This is a genomic window from Companilactobacillus jidongensis (genome assembly GCF_003946575.1).
GTDB classification, from domain to species: Bacteria; Bacillota; Bacilli; order Lactobacillales; family Lactobacillaceae; genus Companilactobacillus; species Companilactobacillus jidongensis.
Map to the genome: position 1 here is coordinate 79,435 of NZ_RHOP01000005.1, position 16,740 is coordinate 96,174.

15 protein-coding genes are annotated in these 16,740 nt (G+C 36.2%); 6 read left to right on the forward strand and 9 right to left on the reverse strand.

The window, feature by feature from the left end:
- Positions 1-6: 6 nt before the first annotated feature.
- The gene (locus EKM68_RS04110) at positions 7-864 is read right to left on the reverse strand and encodes an aldo/keto reductase (protein WP_125588395.1); all 858 of its coding nucleotides are present in this window, start codon (positions 862-864) and stop codon (positions 7-9) included.
- 120 nt (positions 865-984) lie between these two features.
- Here EKM68_RS04110 and EKM68_RS04115 point away from each other — a divergent pair, with 120 nt between their 5' ends.
- Positions 985-1,848, forward strand: coding sequence for a LysR family transcriptional regulator (locus tag EKM68_RS04115; protein ID WP_125588396.1), 864 nt, complete (start codon positions 985-987; stop codon positions 1,846-1,848).
- A 60-nt stretch (positions 1,849-1,908) separates the two neighbouring features.
- Here the strand turns inward: EKM68_RS04115 and EKM68_RS04120 are convergent, their stop codons facing one another.
- Entirely contained in the window at positions 1,909-2,334 is a 426-nt protein-coding gene (locus tag EKM68_RS04120) for a MarR family winged helix-turn-helix transcriptional regulator (protein ID WP_125588397.1), read from the reverse strand.
- Between the two features lie 118 nt (positions 2,335-2,452).
- On the opposite strand from EKM68_RS04120, the gene EKM68_RS04125 reads away from it, so the two are divergent.
- Positions 2,453-3,865 carry a DHA2 family efflux MFS transporter permease subunit gene (locus EKM68_RS04125; protein ID WP_125588398.1) on the forward strand — a complete coding sequence of 471 codons (1,413 nt, stop codon included), beginning with the start codon at positions 2,453-2,455 and terminating at the stop codon, positions 3,863-3,865.
- Here EKM68_RS04125 and EKM68_RS04130 read toward each other — a convergent pair.
- Positions 3,829-4,014: a hypothetical protein gene (locus EKM68_RS04130; RefSeq protein WP_125588399.1), complete on the reverse strand. Its 186-nt coding sequence runs from the start codon at positions 4,012-4,014 to the stop codon at positions 3,829-3,831. The genes EKM68_RS04125 and EKM68_RS04130 overlap by 37 nt on opposite strands.
- A 190-nt stretch (positions 4,015-4,204) precedes the next feature.
- Positions 4,205-4,483: a hypothetical protein gene (locus tag EKM68_RS04135; RefSeq protein ID WP_125588400.1), complete on the reverse strand. Its 279-nt coding sequence runs from the start codon at positions 4,481-4,483 to the stop codon at positions 4,205-4,207.
- Positions 4,484-4,676: 193 nt separating this feature from the next.
- Between EKM68_RS04135 and EKM68_RS04140 the strand changes: the two genes are divergently transcribed.
- Complete coding sequence (locus EKM68_RS04140; protein ID WP_125588401.1) at positions 4,677-5,006, forward strand: helix-turn-helix domain-containing protein; 330 nt, start codon at positions 4,677-4,679, stop codon at positions 5,004-5,006.
- 241 nt (positions 5,007-5,247) lie between these two features.
- On the opposite strand, the gene EKM68_RS13670 is transcribed toward EKM68_RS04140, so the two are convergent.
- The 3 genes from EKM68_RS13670 to EKM68_RS04155 all read right to left on the reverse strand — a co-directional run bounded on the left by EKM68_RS13670 (position 5,248) and on the right by EKM68_RS04155 (position 9,762).
- Positions 5,248-7,086, reverse strand: a complete 1,839-nt coding sequence (locus tag EKM68_RS13670; protein WP_225422961.1) for an SLAP domain-containing protein — start codon at positions 7,084-7,086, stop codon at positions 5,248-5,250.
- A gap of 412 nt (positions 7,087-7,498) precedes the next feature.
- Complete coding sequence (locus EKM68_RS04150) at positions 7,499-8,686, reverse strand: SLAP domain-containing protein (RefSeq protein ID WP_125588402.1); 1,188 nt, start codon at positions 8,684-8,686, stop codon at positions 7,499-7,501.
- Positions 8,687-8,826: 140 nt separating this feature from the next.
- A complete protein-coding gene (locus EKM68_RS04155) occupies positions 8,827-9,762 on the reverse strand; it encodes an NADP-dependent oxidoreductase (RefSeq protein ID WP_125588403.1) in 936 nt (311 codons plus the stop codon).
- 220 nt (positions 9,763-9,982) lie between these two features.
- Between EKM68_RS04155 and EKM68_RS04160 the strand changes: the two genes are divergently transcribed.
- The 3 genes from EKM68_RS04160 (at position 9,983) to EKM68_RS04170 (ending at position 14,044) form a co-directional block, all read left to right on the forward strand.
- The gene (locus tag EKM68_RS04160) at positions 9,983-11,410 is read left to right on the forward strand and encodes an amino acid permease (protein ID WP_125588404.1); all 1,428 of its coding nucleotides are present in this window, start codon (positions 9,983-9,985) and stop codon (positions 11,408-11,410) included.
- A gap of 192 nt (positions 11,411-11,602) precedes the next feature.
- Positions 11,603-13,039 (forward strand): amino acid permease, encoded by a 1,437-nt coding sequence (locus tag EKM68_RS04165; RefSeq protein ID WP_125588405.1) that lies wholly within the window; start codon positions 11,603-11,605, stop codon positions 13,037-13,039.
- A gap of 66 nt (positions 13,040-13,105) precedes the next feature.
- On the forward strand, positions 13,106-14,044 hold the full coding sequence (locus tag EKM68_RS04170; protein WP_125588406.1) for an AEC family transporter: 939 nt from the start codon (positions 13,106-13,108) through the stop codon (positions 14,042-14,044).
- 442 nt (positions 14,045-14,486) lie between these two features.
- On the opposite strand, the gene EKM68_RS04175 is transcribed toward EKM68_RS04170, so the two are convergent.
- Together EKM68_RS04175 and EKM68_RS04180 are read right to left on the reverse strand one after the other, a co-directional pair.
- Positions 14,487-16,064, reverse strand: coding sequence for a cation:proton antiporter (locus tag EKM68_RS04175; protein ID WP_125588407.1), 1,578 nt, complete (start codon positions 16,062-16,064; stop codon positions 14,487-14,489).
- 106 nt (positions 16,065-16,170) lie between these two features.
- Positions 16,171-16,728, reverse strand: coding sequence for a M15 family metallopeptidase (locus EKM68_RS04180; protein ID WP_125588408.1), 558 nt, complete (start codon positions 16,726-16,728; stop codon positions 16,171-16,173).
- Positions 16,729-16,740: the final 12 nt, after the last annotated feature.

Here is a 16,740-nt window from a genome sequence, read left to right on the forward strand (position 1 = left end):
CAATTATTATTTTAATTGAGCCAAACTTGTTCCAAAAATTTGTTCGATCGTTACAGGATCACGATGATCGAAGAATTGGCTCTCGCCTTTATCAAGGCTATTCATGACGTTCATATCTTCATCTGTTAACTTGAAATCAAAGACATCGATATTCTCTTCTATCCGGTTCTTGTGAACTGACTTAGGAATCACAACAATTCCTCGTTGAAGTAACCATCTTAGAATAACTTGACCGTTAGACTTGTTATATTTATCAGCAATTTCTTTGATAGTTTCATTAGTAAAGATGTCATGCTTACCTTCCGCAAAAGGTGCCCAAGCTTCGACTCGCACGTCTTCACTTTGATTAAAATCAACTTCTGAATTTTGTTGATACCAAGGACTAACTTCAATCTGATTAATTACTGGCTTGATCTCATTCGACAATTCCAAATTCTTCAATTGATCGGCGTAAAAGTTAGAAACTCCAATAGCACGAATCTTGCCAGCTTTGTAGGCTTCTTCTAATGCACGCCAGGCACCGGAAACATCCCCATAAGGTTGGTGTAATAAGTACAAGTCTAAGTAATCAACACCAAGATTGTTAAGTGAAGTTTCGATACCTTTCTTTGCTCGTTCATAATTAGCATCTGATACCCAAAGCTTTGAGGTGATGAAAAGTTCTTTACGGTCAACACCACTACGCTTGATAGCACGCCCAACGGCTGATTCACTTTGATAAGCTGCGGCTGTATCGATCAATCGATAACCTGAAGCAATTGCATCAACGACCGCTTGTTCACATTGTTCTAAGTCTGTTACTTGGAAAACACCAAATCCTAATTGTGGCATTTCAATTCCATTATTTAATTTAACTGTATCCATATTTGTTTACCTCTGTATTTGATTTATGAGTTCATTATATGTGGATACCGCACACTTGAAAATTACCAGATAAACATGCTACTATACGTTGGACGTATAGCAATATAATGAGGTGATTTTATGATCGATAACTACTTACTTGAGGAATTAGTTACTTTTAGTAAATATGGAACACTGGCTGCCACCGCCGAGGAATTGATGGTGACCCAACCAACTGTGACTCGAGGAATGCAAAAGCTTGAGGATGATTTAAATGTTAAAATATTTGACCGTCAGCCTAATCGTATTTCTCTGACAAAAACGGGAATTTTGGCAGCTAAAGAAGCACAAAGGGTTTTGGATCAAAATCAAAATTTTATTGATACGGTCCAAGCATATGAAGCCAGCCACACCACTATAAGGGTCGGCTCGGTAGCTCCAGGACCCATTATTATGCTGCATTCATTGGATGATATCCCTGATAATGCTGTGATCAATGATAATTTATTAAAACAAGATACAGTCATAGAGGATTTAGAAAATCGTAGTTTTGCCGCAATTTTAACCAATCAAGAAATCATGACCGACTCAATTGAATCTCGATTCATTGGTAGTGAACATTTATCAGTCAACTTAGATAAATTCACTTACTTAGCTAATAAAAATTCTGTAAAATTTGAAGAATTAAAGGGCATGAGTTTTATTGTTATCAATGATATTGGTATTTGGAAACAAATTATTCAAGATAATATTCCTGACGCCAAGTTCTTATATCAAGAACAATACGAAGCCTTCACAGAAATAACCAAGTATTCTAGCTTCCCATATTTCAGTACCAATGTTTCCAAAGCTAGTAATCATCTACCTACTCAGAATGATGATCGTGTCAAAATTCCAATTAGTGATGACGCCAGTACTATGGACTTCTACATTTCATATTTAAAAACTCAAAAATCTCAAGTTACACAATTGATTGATTCAATGACACAGGCATGGAAACAATAACTAAAAAAAGCTCCAATAAGATCGACTTTTTAAGTCATCCTATTGGAGCTTTTCAATATTTTAGTCAGATAATTCATTAATAACTTGTTTCAAAGCGTTTCGAAAAATATCTTTATTTTCTATACCAACAGAATTTATTATTCTTTGTTCGGTAATATCAAAGTAACTATTTATCTGTTTAGCGAGCGCATAAGCTTTGGGCGTTAAAATAATTTTTTTCAAACGCGCATCTCGTTTTACAGAAACTCTAACTATTAAATTTCGTTCTTCCATTAATTTCAGAGCACTAGTGGCGGTTGCACGACGAATATTAAATTCGTGCTCAACGTCCCTTTGGAAGACATCAGCTTCATCCTCAAAACGTGAAACATAATCAATAATACTAATTTGTACACTAGTTAAACCCAGTGTTTGTGCAAATTTCTCTGCATTCCGATTAACCGCATTGTTAGCTTGCTTGATCACCGTTCCAAATAACCTATCCATTGTTTGCTCCTTTGTTAAAATTCTAACTTTCAATTTATACTAGCATAAATCAACGAAACCATGTTATAACTTTCTTAGTTAGTTTGAATTCTAACAATAATTCTTGAAGGAAGATTTTATGAATCGTCAATTAAACTCAAAATTAATTTTTTCAATTATTGCGACTGGATTGCTGTCATTCTGCGGAGTAGTCATTGAAACTGCCACTAATGTCACATTCCCCACACTAATGAAAGAGTTCAACGTCAGTACTTCGACTGTTCAATGGATGACTACCGGTTATCTTTTGATAGCATCAATCATGATGCCACTCTCTGCATTTCTCAAAAAAAGTTTTAGTTCTAAGAAACTCTTTGCGACGGCTTCGATATTATTCATTGGCGGCCTAACACTAGATGTCACCGCACCCAACTTCATCCAATTAGTCAGTGGCCGTGTTGTTCAAGGAATCGGTGCCGGAATCGCCTTACCATTAATGTTCAACATTATTCTTGAACAGGCTCCGTTAGATAAAATTGGTTTTTTAATGGGATTGGGAACCTTAGTTACTGCTATTGCTCCAGCGGTCGGTCCAACATATGGTGGTTTGATTGTTGATGCCTATGGTTGGCGTGGAATCTTTTTATTTTTGATCCCGCTAGTCGTGGTTGCCTTGATAATAGGATTATTATCGATTCAGCAAGTTACTGATCCAACCAAAACCACCCTTGACGTAAGAGGCTTAATTTATATCGCCATAACCTTTGTCGGTATTATCATCGGATTCAGTAATTTATCTTCAATTACTACAACCCCGCTTAACTTTTTGATACCATTCTTTCTTGGAATTGTCGCTTTAATCTTATTTTTAAAACACTCAGCTACAGTTGGACATCCATTACTGAATCTTCAAGTTTTCAAAAACAAATCGTTCTCTCTTCATCTTGGCGCATATTTCTTAATTCAGTTAGAAGCTTTGGGAATATCTTTTATTCTTCCAAACTACATTCAACTAGTAAACAAACAGACCGCATTGACCGCCGGTCTCATCGTATTACCTGGTGCCGCAATTGGAGCCATTTTAGCACCACTTAGCGGAACAATTTACGACAAATTAGGAGCTAGAAGACCGATCATGTTTGGTATCTTTCTACAAATAATTTCAATTGCCTTGTTCTACATTCTAGGAAAATCTCTTACCTTGATACAAATTTTAGTAATCTACATCATCTTAATGATCGGTATGGGTTCAGTTATGGGCAATACGATGACCAATGCCTTGCAACAACTGGACGATAGTCAAAATGCCGATGGTAACGGGATGTTTAACACCGTTCAACAATTTGCCGGTGCCGTGGGAACTTCTATTGTCTCAACCGTGATTGCATTCTCACAGAACGCAAATAACGGCCTCAGCTATTCTGCCAAGACCGCCATTGGTGCTCAAAATTCATTCTTGATATTGTTACTATTTATAATAGTCGCCTGTATTGCTTTGAACATTGGTACTAAAAATCATCTATCTCCAGAGCGAGAACGTGCCCGCCAATAGTATCCATATTTTACTGGTAACCCTTTTGCTCGAGTTACAGTATATCTCAATTCACCATTAGGACCTTTAATCAATCGATGCCTAATTCTGCCCAAATTTGAAACTTCATATTTACTGTCAATATCAGTTACTTTCCAAATTCCTTCCATTTTAAATACCCCCACTAACTAATTTGAACAACCACCAATGTTTGGACACATTGTGGTTCCATACTTATACTTCACCTTTTATTCTTCATATACTACATTTTCTTGCTATCACAATATTTTCAGATATTTAAACACCACTATTAGTAAAAAATAGATATTATAATACTTATAAATTGAAAACTAAAAAAGTTTAATTGTTTCTAAAATTATTTTTATGATCTAAAATATTTGAATTTTGCTGGCCTGACGGTTCTTTATTAATCAAATTTTCTTCATCTTTAAAGCTTCTACCTTCATACTTAATAGCAGCATAAGAAGTATCTTTAGTATTAAAAAAATCAATATCGATAACTTTCCTATTTTCTTTTTCCAATTTATTGATGGTCATATTCAAATTTTCAGTAAAAATATATTTTCTTTCATTCTTATCTTCATCATCACAATAAGGTACAAATTCAACTTGTAGCATGTTTCTCTGCCTCTTTTTCTTATATTTTATGTAACACGTACTATAAAACTGGATAAATTAATCTAACAAATTAATTAATAAATTTATATGATATTATATTACTTTTTTCATCTCAAAAGATGTACTATCGTCTGTTCAAATCACCTTAATTCTCAACTAAGGTTGCATAAGGAACAATTTGAGGTGTAAATGAATGATAAACGAAATCGGTAAAATAATACGTGACAAGAGAAGGTCATTGGGCTTAACCATTGAGCAATTAGCGGAAAAAGCCGATGTTAGTGAGAGTCTAGTTTCTCAACTCGAACGTGGAGTTAATAGTAATATCTCGCTTAACAAATTAGACAGGATCTCTAAGGCTGTTAACTTAAAACTTCCTGAATTATTTGATGAGCCAGAGCATAATGGTATCCAATATCTAGAATTATTAGACTATCTAGCTAAACTACCACGCAACGAACGTGAAGAATTATCTGAGAAAATGCTAGCTCTTCTAACCTTCATGGATAGATCAAAAAACTAATAGAAATTTTGTAAATCACAACTCAATCAGATTGAGTTGTTTTTTTGTTTCAAGGCCTTGAAACTCGCAAAATTTTACGTTGTCCCTTTGGGAACAATTCAAATATATTACATGTAAATGCCTATATCAAGGGATTTATGGTGATTTGTAAAAATTAACTTTTGAAAATATGTATTAAAAAACATTTTTTAAAAAGTATTAAAAAGAGCTCAAATCATCAAAGATTTGTGCTCTTTTGAATTTATTGAATATCACTGGCAGCAACCCATTCATCGGTTGCTACACGGTACATTTTTACTCCATTGATTGTAGCAGTTTTGTCAGTTGCCCAGCTAGTATTACTTGCTAGAGCTCGATTCTTGTTTAGTTGTCCCTTTGAATTGTAGAGACGTTTGTAATTCCCTTTGGCAGTATTAATCACCGCCTTGTGAGAAGTGTACTCATAAACATGCTCTGCATTGACCCACTCGCTTGTGGCAACTCGATAGTAAGTTTTACCGTTTAGCGTCATTTTTTTATCTGCATGCCAATTTGTGTTTGCCATCAGGGCGCGGTTTCTAACTTCCTTACCTTTGATATTAAACAATGGTGTAGAGCCTGATAAGTGTGTTGAAATGTTGGTAGAGTAAGATTCCACTTTACCAGATGCGCTAGAATGTGAACCTGAATGGTTATTATTAGATCCTGGTTTAGTAACAGTAATTGATCCATTGACCTTAACCAATTGAATAGTTACAGAACCCGTATTTTTTTCCATCTTTACAATGTTGCTTGAACCAGTAGATAACTTGTATCCTGCTGGAATTGTTACCTTTTGATTGGTTCCTTCTTTTCCAGATACTTGGGTTTTACTGATTTGTTTTTTAGTGTCCTTGTCTATGAAGGTTATGCTTGTTGTTAATTTTGTTTTGTCTGGAGTTACGCTTTGTTTGTTTGGAACTAAAACAAAAGTTTTCACTTGATTATTATTTTCAAAGGTAAATTCATGAGCATCATTTAGAAATGTATATCCTTTAGGAGAAAGTACTTCTTTTTTGGTCCGCTCTCCTCCAAATATATTTACTGAATCGATATAATTACCATATACATCTACAAACTTTGCCGTTGAATTAAAAATTTTTCTAACACCTTGCCTTTGTACTCGACTATCAATATCTAAAGTAGGTATACCAGAATACACAGCTTCATACCCCTTTGGTAACTGCTCTTTAGTATATGATATATGATCCCATTGCTTTCCTTCAATATTAATGGAAGAAATTATAATGTTTTGATTTCCGTATACATCATAAAATTGAAAAGTGGTTTTAAATTTATCGTTATCAATCGCTCCACCATTATTATGGTTACCATTCTCTTGACTATCTGGTTTTACTACTCTATGTACTGTAACTTCAACCGGATCTTTTGAGTCAGTAAAATAAAAACTCATTGTTTGATTATTAGAAAGTGCATATCCGTAAGGAATGTCATTACCTAGAATCCCCTTTTCACCTATTTCTCCAATAATATTTTTTTCTTCAATTAAATTTCCATTTTTATCTACAAATCTAAACGTATTAAAATGGGTAATAATTTTCTGTATAGTAATTTCAGATTCAACATTATCAGCTGAGATTAAATATTGTCTACCCCAAAATGGATCAAACTTATAATTAATGGGCAAATCATCAATAATATCATAATAATTATCTGTTAATCCCCAAATATCCAGTGTTTTTATAATCTCTCCAGTTCTATAATCAATAAATTTGATAGTATTTTTTATTTTGTCAGATTCAACTTTAATCTCATGTTTAGTTCCACTACTACCGATAATAATCCTCTTATTATCAGTAACTATTTTATATCCTTTAGGTATATCCAATCTATCCAACTCAAATTCACTGTTTAATGTTCCATTAATTTTTTGATTATCAATTTTTTTACCATGTTTATTTATATAAACAACTTCATTTTCCATATTCGAAATTTCTATAGATGTACTCACAACCGCTTGAACAGTACCAGGTGTAACAACCCCAGATCCCAACGCCATACTAGAAAATAAAATACTTGTTAATACTAATGATTTCTTCATTTCATAAGTTCCCCCTAAATTTCATATAAATTTACTTCAATCTATCCATAAGATGTAACTAATATGATATAGGGATATTAAATCATTTCAATAGCTTGAAACAAGATTTTTATATTTGTAAATTAATAATATAATTATTGTTACATCAGTATAATCCACGTATTATATTCAATTTTGACCGTGAAAATATTCATAATTTTTTTCTTATCTATTTCTAATTTAAAAGTCTTTATAAAAGAACATTTTTGTAAATATCAAAACGTTAGTCTAACTTCAATCAAATCAATTTTTAACATATAAATACCATGCAACATTTACATCTAATAAACTACAAAACAAAAAAAGCCCCTCAAACCCAAAAAATCAGGTTTGAAGGGACTTTCATAAATATAAAACTATATAAATTTAATTATTACTTAATTGCACTGGCTGGAACCCATTCGTCAGTAGCAACTTTGTACATCTTTTCGCCGTTGATTGTACCCATCTTGCTTGTTTGCCAAGCTGAATGTGGCATCAAGGCACGGTTCTTAATTTGTTCTCCATTACCCTTATATAGGAATGTTGGATCATCTGAAGTTGTTGTAACAACTGTCTTGTCAGCCTTGGCTGCATCAGATGGTGTAACGATACCTGTATCTGTACCGGTATTAGCATCAGAGCCAGTAACTGTTGCATCGGCAGCCTTAACAAATTCATTAGTAGCAACACGGTAATATGTAACGCCGTTAAGAACTAACTTTTTGTCAACTCTCCAGGCAGTATTAGCACCTAAACCACGGTTTTTGATTACATTACCATCTTGGGTATAGATCAATGCGCCCAACTTACCAGTTGTAGCAACACCATCATACTTAGTAATAACACCTGAAGTATCAGTCTTTGTGACTGTAATGATTTGTGTATTGCCATCAGTTTGTAATGTCACATTCTTGTCAGCAACTGTATAACCTGTTGGAATTTGAGCATCTGTTAGTGCAACAGCATCTCCGACTTTTGTTCCAGAAACTGTAGTAGTACCAACTTGTGCTTCATCAGCTGTCTTGAAGATAACTGTATTAGCAACTGGTTGTCTAACTTCAACGTTCAACAAACTATCCTTATCAGCTAATGTAACATTTGCATCACTAGCATTAACTAATGTGTAACCTGCTGGAATTGAAGCCAATTTAGCGGAACCGTTCTTAGCTCCAGTAATTTGCTCTGTACCAACAACATTAGTCTTATCACCTAAATAATAGTTAACATTTAATGTAACAACGTTACTATAGTCTCCGGCTTTAGTAACTGTAACATCATATGAGCTACCATCTGCTTGGAATACAGGAACTGTTCCATTGAAATAGTAACCAGTTAAGGCAGTTGACGATTGTGGCACGGTCAGATTTTGTCCAACCTTTCCAAACATTGCCATTGTAACTAATGTTTTTCCATCTGGATCTTTGAATGTAACATTATTAGAGATTTGACCTGTGCTTGTACTATCTGTGGCTTCAGTAGTTACTGCATTGTCAGCAGCTTGAACTACAGCAGGTGTAGCAACTGAGCCGAGGATCATTCCAGAAAATAATAATCCACTTACGATCAATGATTTCTTCATTAAACTTTTCCTCCCGAAAATTATTTAAACCTAGTTTAAATAATACTAGTATACGAACATACGTTGCAATACATCTAGTGATTTTTATACAAATTTTAAAAAAATAACACAGCAAACCGGATTATTTGCTGTGTTATTTATCATTTCATGGAAATCACAATTTTACCCTTAGCATGGTGTGACTCACTAATTTCTTGAGCTTTTTTAACTCCGTCTTCACTAAATGGATGCACACTATCAATGACAGTTTTGACAACACCATCACTGACAAAATCGACTAATTCGGTCAACTGTTTACCATTAGGACGCAGCCAAATCGCATTAGCGGTGATTCCTTGGGCTTCTACTTTTTTCTCATCGATTTGGCCATCAATTGTCACCAGATGACCACCTTTTTTGATGATTGAATAACTCTTGTCCAGAGTGTCTCCACCAATTGTATCGAAAACTGCATCGACATTATTCAACACTTTTGAAAAATCAGTCTCGTGATAGTCAATTACTTCATCAGCACCTAGGCTTTGAAGAAGTTCCTTATTCTTGGCACTAGCTGTTGTAATAACATGTGCTCCAATGTGCTTCAATAATTGAATCCCAATGATTCCAACACCACCAGCTCCACCTTGCATCAAAACTGTCTGACCAGGTTTAACTTCAAGGTTCTCATAAACACCTTGCCAAGCTGTTAATCCAGCAAGCGGTAATGAGGCTGCCTCCTCAAATGAAACATTGTTGGGCAATTTTGCCAATTTATCTTCTTTAACTGCTGTATATTCAGCGTATGTTCCCCGATTGGTTAAGTCTGGACGTGCCAAAACATTATCACCGGATCTGAACCCTGTTACATTTTGGCCAACTCGCGTTATAACTCCGGCCACATCCCAACCTAGAACGATGGGAAATTTCAAAGGAATCATTTCTGCCAAATAACCCTCACGTAATTTCCAGTCGATTGGATTAACCGAAGTTGCCTTAACCTCAACTAGTACTTCATCATCTGCAATTTCTGGAATCGCAATATTTTCCATGTGTAACTTATCTTTATTTCCGTATTCATCAATAACTACTGCTCTCATAATATTTCCCCTCAGTATTAGTTTGTATACATATGTCTATAGTACTTTAGATTAATGCTGAATCAATTACAAATATTTTGTATTATTGAAAAAATACTTAATAGCCAATAATCGATTTTCAAAAAAATATGACAATTTCACAAACAAAGTGTATGATAAGTCTCATACTATTAACACACATGTTCACTATTAATGAACAGTTTCAAAGGCGGGATTATGTATGGCAAAAAAAGAGCTCAGTCGTAGCTTATCATCAAGACAAATGCAGATGATTGCTCTAGGTGGAACAATCGGAGTTGGTCTATTCATGGGATCAGCATCCACAATCAAGTGGACCGGTCCTTCAGTATTACTCGCCTACGCTTTAGCAGGTTTAATACTTTATATGGTTATGAGAGCATTAGGGGAAATGCTCTATGTTGACCCATCAACCGGATCATTCGCTAAATTTGCGACGGAATATATTCATCCAGTCGTCGGGTACTTAACAGCTTGGAGCAATGTCTTCCAATACTTAGTAGTAGGAATCAGTGAAGTTATCGCTGTCGGAACATACTTAGAGTTCTGGTGGCCAACGATGCCCAAGTGGATTGCTGGCGTGGTCGTAGTCGTAACGCTATGTATCGCTAACCTTACTTCCGTTAAGGCCTATGGTGAGCTAGAATTCTGGTTTGCTTTGATCAAAGTTGTCACAATTATCTTTATGATCATCTTAGGACTCCTCGTTATCGTTCTTGGTGTCGGTAATGGTGGACATCCGATTGGTATCAGTAACCTTTGGACAAACGGTGGCTTCTTCACAGGTGGACTCAAGGGGTTCATATTCGCCTTGTCGATTGTTGTCGCCTCATATCAAGGTATTGAAGTTATCGGGATCACAGCTGGTGAAGCCGAGAATCCTCAAGAAAATATTGTTCGTGCAATTCGTTCAATCGTTGGTAGAATCTTGATTTTTTATATCGGTGCTATTTTTGTGATCGTTTCGATTTATCCATGGGACAAATTAGGTACGATCGGTTCTCCATTCGTTGAGACTTTTGCCAAAGTCGGAATTACTTTTGCGGCTGAAATCATTAACTTTGTTATGATGACAGCGGCCATGTCTGGTTGTAACTCCGGTATGTTCAGTGCCAGTCGCATGCTCTACACATTAGGACTCGAAAAATATCTGCCCAAATCATTTACAAAATTATCCACACACAAAGTCCCATATATACCTGTTATCACAATTTCATTAGGAATTTTGATCGGCTTGATCTTAAATTACTCATTACCGATCCTATTCCATACCTCAAGTAATATCTTTGTTATTGTGTATAGTTCCAGTGTTCTTCCAGGAATGGTGCCATGGTTTGTTATCTTGATCAGCGAACTGAAATTTAGAAAAGTCAACGCTGCACGTATGGAAAACCATCCATTCAAGATGCCACTGTATCCTATCAGTAATTACTTAGCAATTGCCGCTCTATTAGTTATTTTAGTTTTCATGTTCTTGAATCCAGAAACAACTATTTCATTGATGGTCGGTGTTATCTTCTTAATCGTTATGACGCTCATCTACTTCATACGTGAACGTGGACGTGATCACAAACCTGATAACGTTACTTCTACTGAGGATGCTTTTGATGCAGTCGAAGAGGAGTTTTAATATATAAATACGAACATTCTCATAAAAAGAGCTTCTAATTTTAATAATTAGAAGCTCTTTTTGTATATTTTTTATTTAATGAAAAATTTTTTCAGAAAATTCCGTACTTTATTGAAAATATATAGTATCATGGTATCAACATATTTTACATTTGTTCAGCATCTCTAAACAGATGAAAGGGGATCTTTATCTATGGAAGAGGAAAAACTAAAGCGAAGCCTTTCTTCACGCCAAATGCAGATGATTGCACTAGGTGGAACAATTGGAGTCGGCTTATTCATGGGGTCGGCTTCAACTATTAAATGGACTGGTCCATCAGTTCTTTTGGCCTACGGACTTGCCGGATTAATTCTATACATGGTTATGCGTGCACTTGGGGAAATGCTCTACGTTGATCCATCCACTGGATCATTCGCCAAATTTGGAACAGAATACATTCATCCCGTTGTCGGTTACTTGACCGCTTGGAGCAATGTCTTCCAGTGGTTAGTCGTTGGTATCAGTGAAGTTATTGCCGTTGGAACTTACTTGAGTTTCTGGTGGCCTAATATGCCGCAGTGGATCGTTGGTGTCGTTGTTGTTGTAACGCTTGGCATTGCTAATTTAACATCTGTCAAAGCCTATGGTGAACTGGAATTTTGGTTCTCTATCATCAAAGTTGTCACAATTATCTTTATGATCATCTTAGGATTCTTAGTTATTCTACTCGGTGTTGGTAACGGTGGTCATCCTGTCGGTTTTAGTAACCTTTGGAAAAACGGTGGTTTCTTTACTGGTGGTCTAAAAGGATTCATCTTCGCACTAGCAATCGTCGTTGCTTCCTATCAAGGTATCGAGGTTATCGGCATTACCGCTGGTGAAGCTGAGAATCCTCAAGAGACGATCACTCATGCAATTCGTTCAATTGTTGGTAGAATTTTAATTTTTTATATTGGTGCTATTTTTGTTATCGTCACAATTTATCCTTGGAACAAATTAGGTACGATCGGTTCTCCATTCACAGAAACATTCGCTAAGTTTGGAATCACCTTCGCCGCCGAGATTATCAACTTTGTCGTTTTGACTGCTGCCTTGTCTGGTTGTAATTCTGGAATCTTCAGTTCTAGCCGAATGCTATATACATTAGGTATAGAAAACCGTCTTCCTAAGGCTTTCACAAAGTTATCTCGTCACAACGTTCCCTATCTACCTGTAATCGTTATGTCAGTAGGGATCCTACTCGGTTTGATTTTGAATTTCGTCTTACCTGTAATTTTTCATACTTCAAACAATATCTTCGTGATCGTATACAGCTCTAGTGTTCTACCGGGTATGGTCCCTTGGTTCGTTATTTTGGTCAGTGAATTGAGATTTAGAAAGGTCAACGCCGAACATATGGCCGAACATCCCTTCAAAATGCCGTTCTATCCCATTAGTAACTACCTGGCTATTGCCTCATTACTAGTCATTTTGTTCTTCATGTTTCTCAATCCAGAAACTACCGTTTCACTATTAGTTGGTGTAGTATTCCTTGTGGTTATGACAATGGTTTATTTTGTCAGAGAATACCGAATCGATAAAGCCGCCGCCAAAAACAAAACAGCTATTGTTGAAGATGCCGATGAAAAAACTGAAACTATGGAAGATTAGTTTTCAATACACTTTCAAAAAGGTGTAACATAAAAAGTATATATTTTTTCTAAAGAGGCAATCTATATGGGAGTATTTTTTCAGAGTGTTCAAGGGATTTTAATAATTATCATATTAATTGCAGTTGGTTACTTCTTAGCTCGACAAGACTGGTTTTCAGACGATGCCACTAAGCTGATCGCCAAACTAGTTACGCAAGTAGCTTTGCCTGCTTACATGATCTACACGATCACGAATGATTTTACAGCTGGCAAACTGATCAAACTGTTACCTAATCTAGTCATACCTTGTTTGTCTATGACAATTTTGATCGGTATTTCTGTTATTATGATCAAAATTCTACATATTGATAAAAACCATCAGGGTTTATTCTCATCAATGTTTTTCAATTCAAATACCGTTTTCGTTGGCTTGCCTGTCAATATGGCATTGTTCGGATCACAAAGTTTGCCATATGTGTTGGTTTACTACATGGCTAATACAACATTCTTCTGGACTCTAGGTACTTACTTGATTCAAGTTGACGGCGAAAAAAAAGGTTCATTTAACTGGAGAACTACTTTGTCTAAGCTATTCTCCCCACCACTGATGGGCTTCATTATTGGTTTGATTCTCGTTATCCTGCATATCAAATTACCAACATTCTTGATGTCAGACTTCCAATACATTGGTAACTTGACTATTCCATTATCAATGATCTTCATTGGTATCTCTATCTATAATGCTGGTTTAACCAACATTGCACTCCACAAAGAAAACGTTGGTATTTTGTTTGGAAGATTCATCTGTGCTCCATTGTTGATGAGCTTCTTATTCCTCTTCATTCCTGGACCAGCTTTGATGAAACAAGTCTTCATCATTCAAGCAGCTATGCCAGTTATGACTAACGCACCAGTTGTGGCGAAATTGTATCATGCCGATTCTAATTATGCCGCTATTATGGTTACTGAAACTACCATTTTGAGTTTGTTCGTGGTTCCGGTTTTGATGATGATAATTAAATAAAAGCGATGCTATTTTGAGAATAGCATCGCTTTTTTATTGCCGCTTCCGGGAACAAAATATTTTATCTGCCGTGGGACCGGTTCGAGCCAAGGTCTCGAACCTCGACTTTAAGCTTTGCTTTGCAAATCTTAAAGTTCGTCCTGTGGCTTTGCCACATTCACGGCTGACAAATATTTCGTCCCCTTCAGCTAATTTTGTGTAACAAAAAATCCTAATCTCACCAATAACTACCAAGTTATGAGTTAAAAGATACAAATGAATTCGGAGGGAAAAAGTAAAAATTCAGCTGTGCAAGTTCTGTAGCACGGCGACAGCCGGACGTACAGAACAGGACGAGTTTTGAAATCTGCGGTCCATGCAGAGTTCAAAATCGAGACTTCAGACCGCCCTTAGGCTGAAGTCGGTCCCACAGCAGAATTTTCACTTTTTTCCGGAGACAAACCTACTCGTAATAATCCAAAACCAACGACTCAGATATCAACAGCTCACTATAAACATCATAAACATACTGGGCCTCACCCAAAGCTACACCATCTAACAGCTCATATAAAAATTCTCGCTCCTTTTCAAAAGCATTCATCAGAATTTGTCTTTCTTCAACTGCCTGAAAACCAGTAAAGACATACCGCTTATTATTAACTCCACGCCACTGGTTAAGAAATTCCTTCACTGTTGTTTTACGTGTTTGATCCAACAAATCGAACGTAACACTTTCTTTGACCGCTGGGGATATTTCCAAATCACGAACATAGTTGATACCTACACCAACCATTTTTTCACGAACTCCCTTTGACTTTGTTCTAATGTCATCTTCATTAAGAATCGGGTTCAAAATGAATTTGAACAATATTGTCGGTACCAGCATACTCAGGATAATAACCACTGCTTCCGTCAACAATATCAAATCAAAGTTGGTTCCGGTGATACCCATTCCCGCCAACGAAAATGCCAAAGCCAGTGTAACAGCACCATGAACTCCACCGAGGGCAAAAGTTACTGCTTCCATTCGTGAATTCTTCGATAAGAATCTCGCATACAAATATCTAATAGTCGTCGATACAACATAGATGATAATACCGATCCAAAGCCATTCCAAAGTTGAAGTCATTTCTTCACGTTGATCCGCAACAATTCTTGCAATTGAGATACCAAGAACAACGAACACATAACTATTCAAGGCTCCTCCAACAAAACTGACAGTTTGATTGAAAAAGCTCAGATAACGAGGAATGGAAAATCTGCTTCGACTCATTTCACCATTGAATATTAATCCCGCACTAACAACCGCAATAATGCCTGATAACTCGATCCGTTCCGCTACCAAATAAATAAGTATCGGTGTAGCGAAATAAATTATTAAATGTGATGATGTCTCATTCCAGCGACTACGAATAATCATCTGACGAAGAATCATCGTTATGAACGCTATTCCTGCACCTAAAATCACTCCACCAACGGCCGAAATTAGAAAGTCACTAAAATTCTTGGTATATGACAACTCACCGGTTTTAAACCACAAAACTGCCGCCTGTAACAAAATAATTCCTGAAGCATCATTGAATAGCGATTCCATTTTCAAAACCACTTCGGTTCGCTTAGGAACATCTCGACCTTCACGAACGGAATCCAGCGCTGTCGCATCAGTCGGTGTACTGATAGCTATCATGATCAGTGCCAGAGGCAATCCAATGTCAAATATCCGATTAACTGCAAATAATCCAACAATTGCGGAGATCAGAGCTAAGACGATTGCCGTGCCTAATATTTCTTTGAATTTTCGTTGAACTAAGAAGCTCCGTGTTTGTTGTCCTTCAAAGAATAACAATGGTGCAATGATAAAGGCCATGAAGAACTCGGAATCGAATCCAATAACCAGTTTATTTATGAGAGGAATACATGCAAAAATAATACCCATAAGTAAATTAATATACGTTCTAGGTATTACTCTAATAAATTTGGCAGCTAAATTACTAATTGCTACCAGCATCAAAATAACCACGGCTGAAATATACAGGCCCATTTTGTTTTCCCCCCAAAAAAAGAAAAAATACAGGCCCTTCTAAAAGAAGCCTGTATACAATTTACATTGAGATTATAGTAATCTCAAAATTATGTCAATTATTTAGTTATTTGTAATCATTCGGATCAGCGGCGGCTGGACCATAATCATTCATATCCGCATCACGATAATCCCACCATTCATTTTCGTAACCGACGAATCCAGCTTCATACATTGCCATATCAAGAATTTGATAATTAGCTTCCGCTTCCGGCGAACACTTAGCATCGCGATGTGCTTTTTCTGTGAAATCATCAAAGACTGTTGGCATTTCTAATTCATTCCCATTCAAGTCACATAAAGTCAGGTCAAATGTGACGCCTTTTTGGTGCGAAAAATTAGGATTCGGCTTAGCAACAAACTCCGGATCAGGATAAACTTCAAATAATCTCTCTTGAGCTTTGACAGGACGATAAGCATCCCAAACTTTAATACGATATCCTTGATTCCTCAGAGCTAAACTAGCTTTTGCTAATTTTTCTGCCGTTCCCATTCTAGCAATTGCGGTAACGAAATCATAAATTTTTTGATTAGTAAAATTATTCGTAGTGGCGTAGCGCAGGTCAACAATAATGCTAGAATCCAGCATCTGTATGTTGGTAAATCCAGTTTTTAGTTGTGGCATGTGACACCTCCA

Excerpts from the sequence above, each read along its gene's own strand:
- EKM68_RS04135 (WP_125588400.1), bottom strand. The coding sequence starts at position 4,483 with ATGCTACAAGTTGAATTTGTACCTTATTGTGATGATGAAGATAAGAAT.
- EKM68_RS04155 (WP_125588403.1), bottom strand. The coding sequence starts at position 9,762 with ATGAGAGCAGTAGTTATTGATGAATACGGAAATAAAGATAAGTTACAC.
- EKM68_RS04115 (WP_125588396.1), top strand. The coding sequence starts at position 985 with ATGATCGATAACTACTTACTTGAGGAATTAGTTACTTTTAGTAAATAT.
- EKM68_RS04160 (WP_125588404.1), top strand. The coding sequence starts at position 9,983 with ATGGCAAAAAAAGAGCTCAGTCGTAGCTTATCATCAAGACAAATGCAG.
- EKM68_RS04130 (WP_125588399.1), bottom strand. The coding sequence starts at position 4,014 with ATGGAAGGAATTTGGAAAGTAACTGATATTGACAGTAAATATGAAGTT.
- EKM68_RS04120 (WP_125588397.1), bottom strand. The coding sequence starts at position 2,334 with ATGGATAGGTTATTTGGAACGGTGATCAAGCAAGCTAACAATGCGGTT.
- EKM68_RS04175 (WP_125588407.1), bottom strand. The coding sequence starts at position 16,064 with ATGGGCCTGTATATTTCAGCCGTGGTTATTTTGATGCTGGTAGCAATT.
- EKM68_RS04110 (WP_125588395.1), bottom strand. The coding sequence starts at position 864 with ATGGATACAGTTAAATTAAATAATGGAATTGAAATGCCACAATTAGGA.
- EKM68_RS13670 (WP_225422961.1), bottom strand. The coding sequence starts at position 7,086 with ATGAAGAAATCATTAGTATTAACAAGTATTTTATTTTCTAGTATGGCG.
- EKM68_RS04150 (WP_125588402.1), bottom strand. The coding sequence starts at position 8,686 with ATGAAGAAATCATTGATCGTAAGTGGATTATTATTTTCTGGAATGATC.
- EKM68_RS04170 (WP_125588406.1), top strand. The coding sequence starts at position 13,106 with ATGGGAGTATTTTTTCAGAGTGTTCAAGGGATTTTAATAATTATCATA.
- EKM68_RS04180 (WP_125588408.1), bottom strand. The coding sequence starts at position 16,728 with ATGCCACAACTAAAAACTGGATTTACCAACATACAGATGCTGGATTCT.
- EKM68_RS04165 (WP_125588405.1), top strand. The coding sequence starts at position 11,603 with ATGGAAGAGGAAAAACTAAAGCGAAGCCTTTCTTCACGCCAAATGCAG.
- EKM68_RS04125 (WP_125588398.1), top strand. The coding sequence starts at position 2,453 with ATGAATCGTCAATTAAACTCAAAATTAATTTTTTCAATTATTGCGACT.
- EKM68_RS04140 (WP_125588401.1), top strand. The coding sequence starts at position 4,677 with ATGATAAACGAAATCGGTAAAATAATACGTGACAAGAGAAGGTCATTG.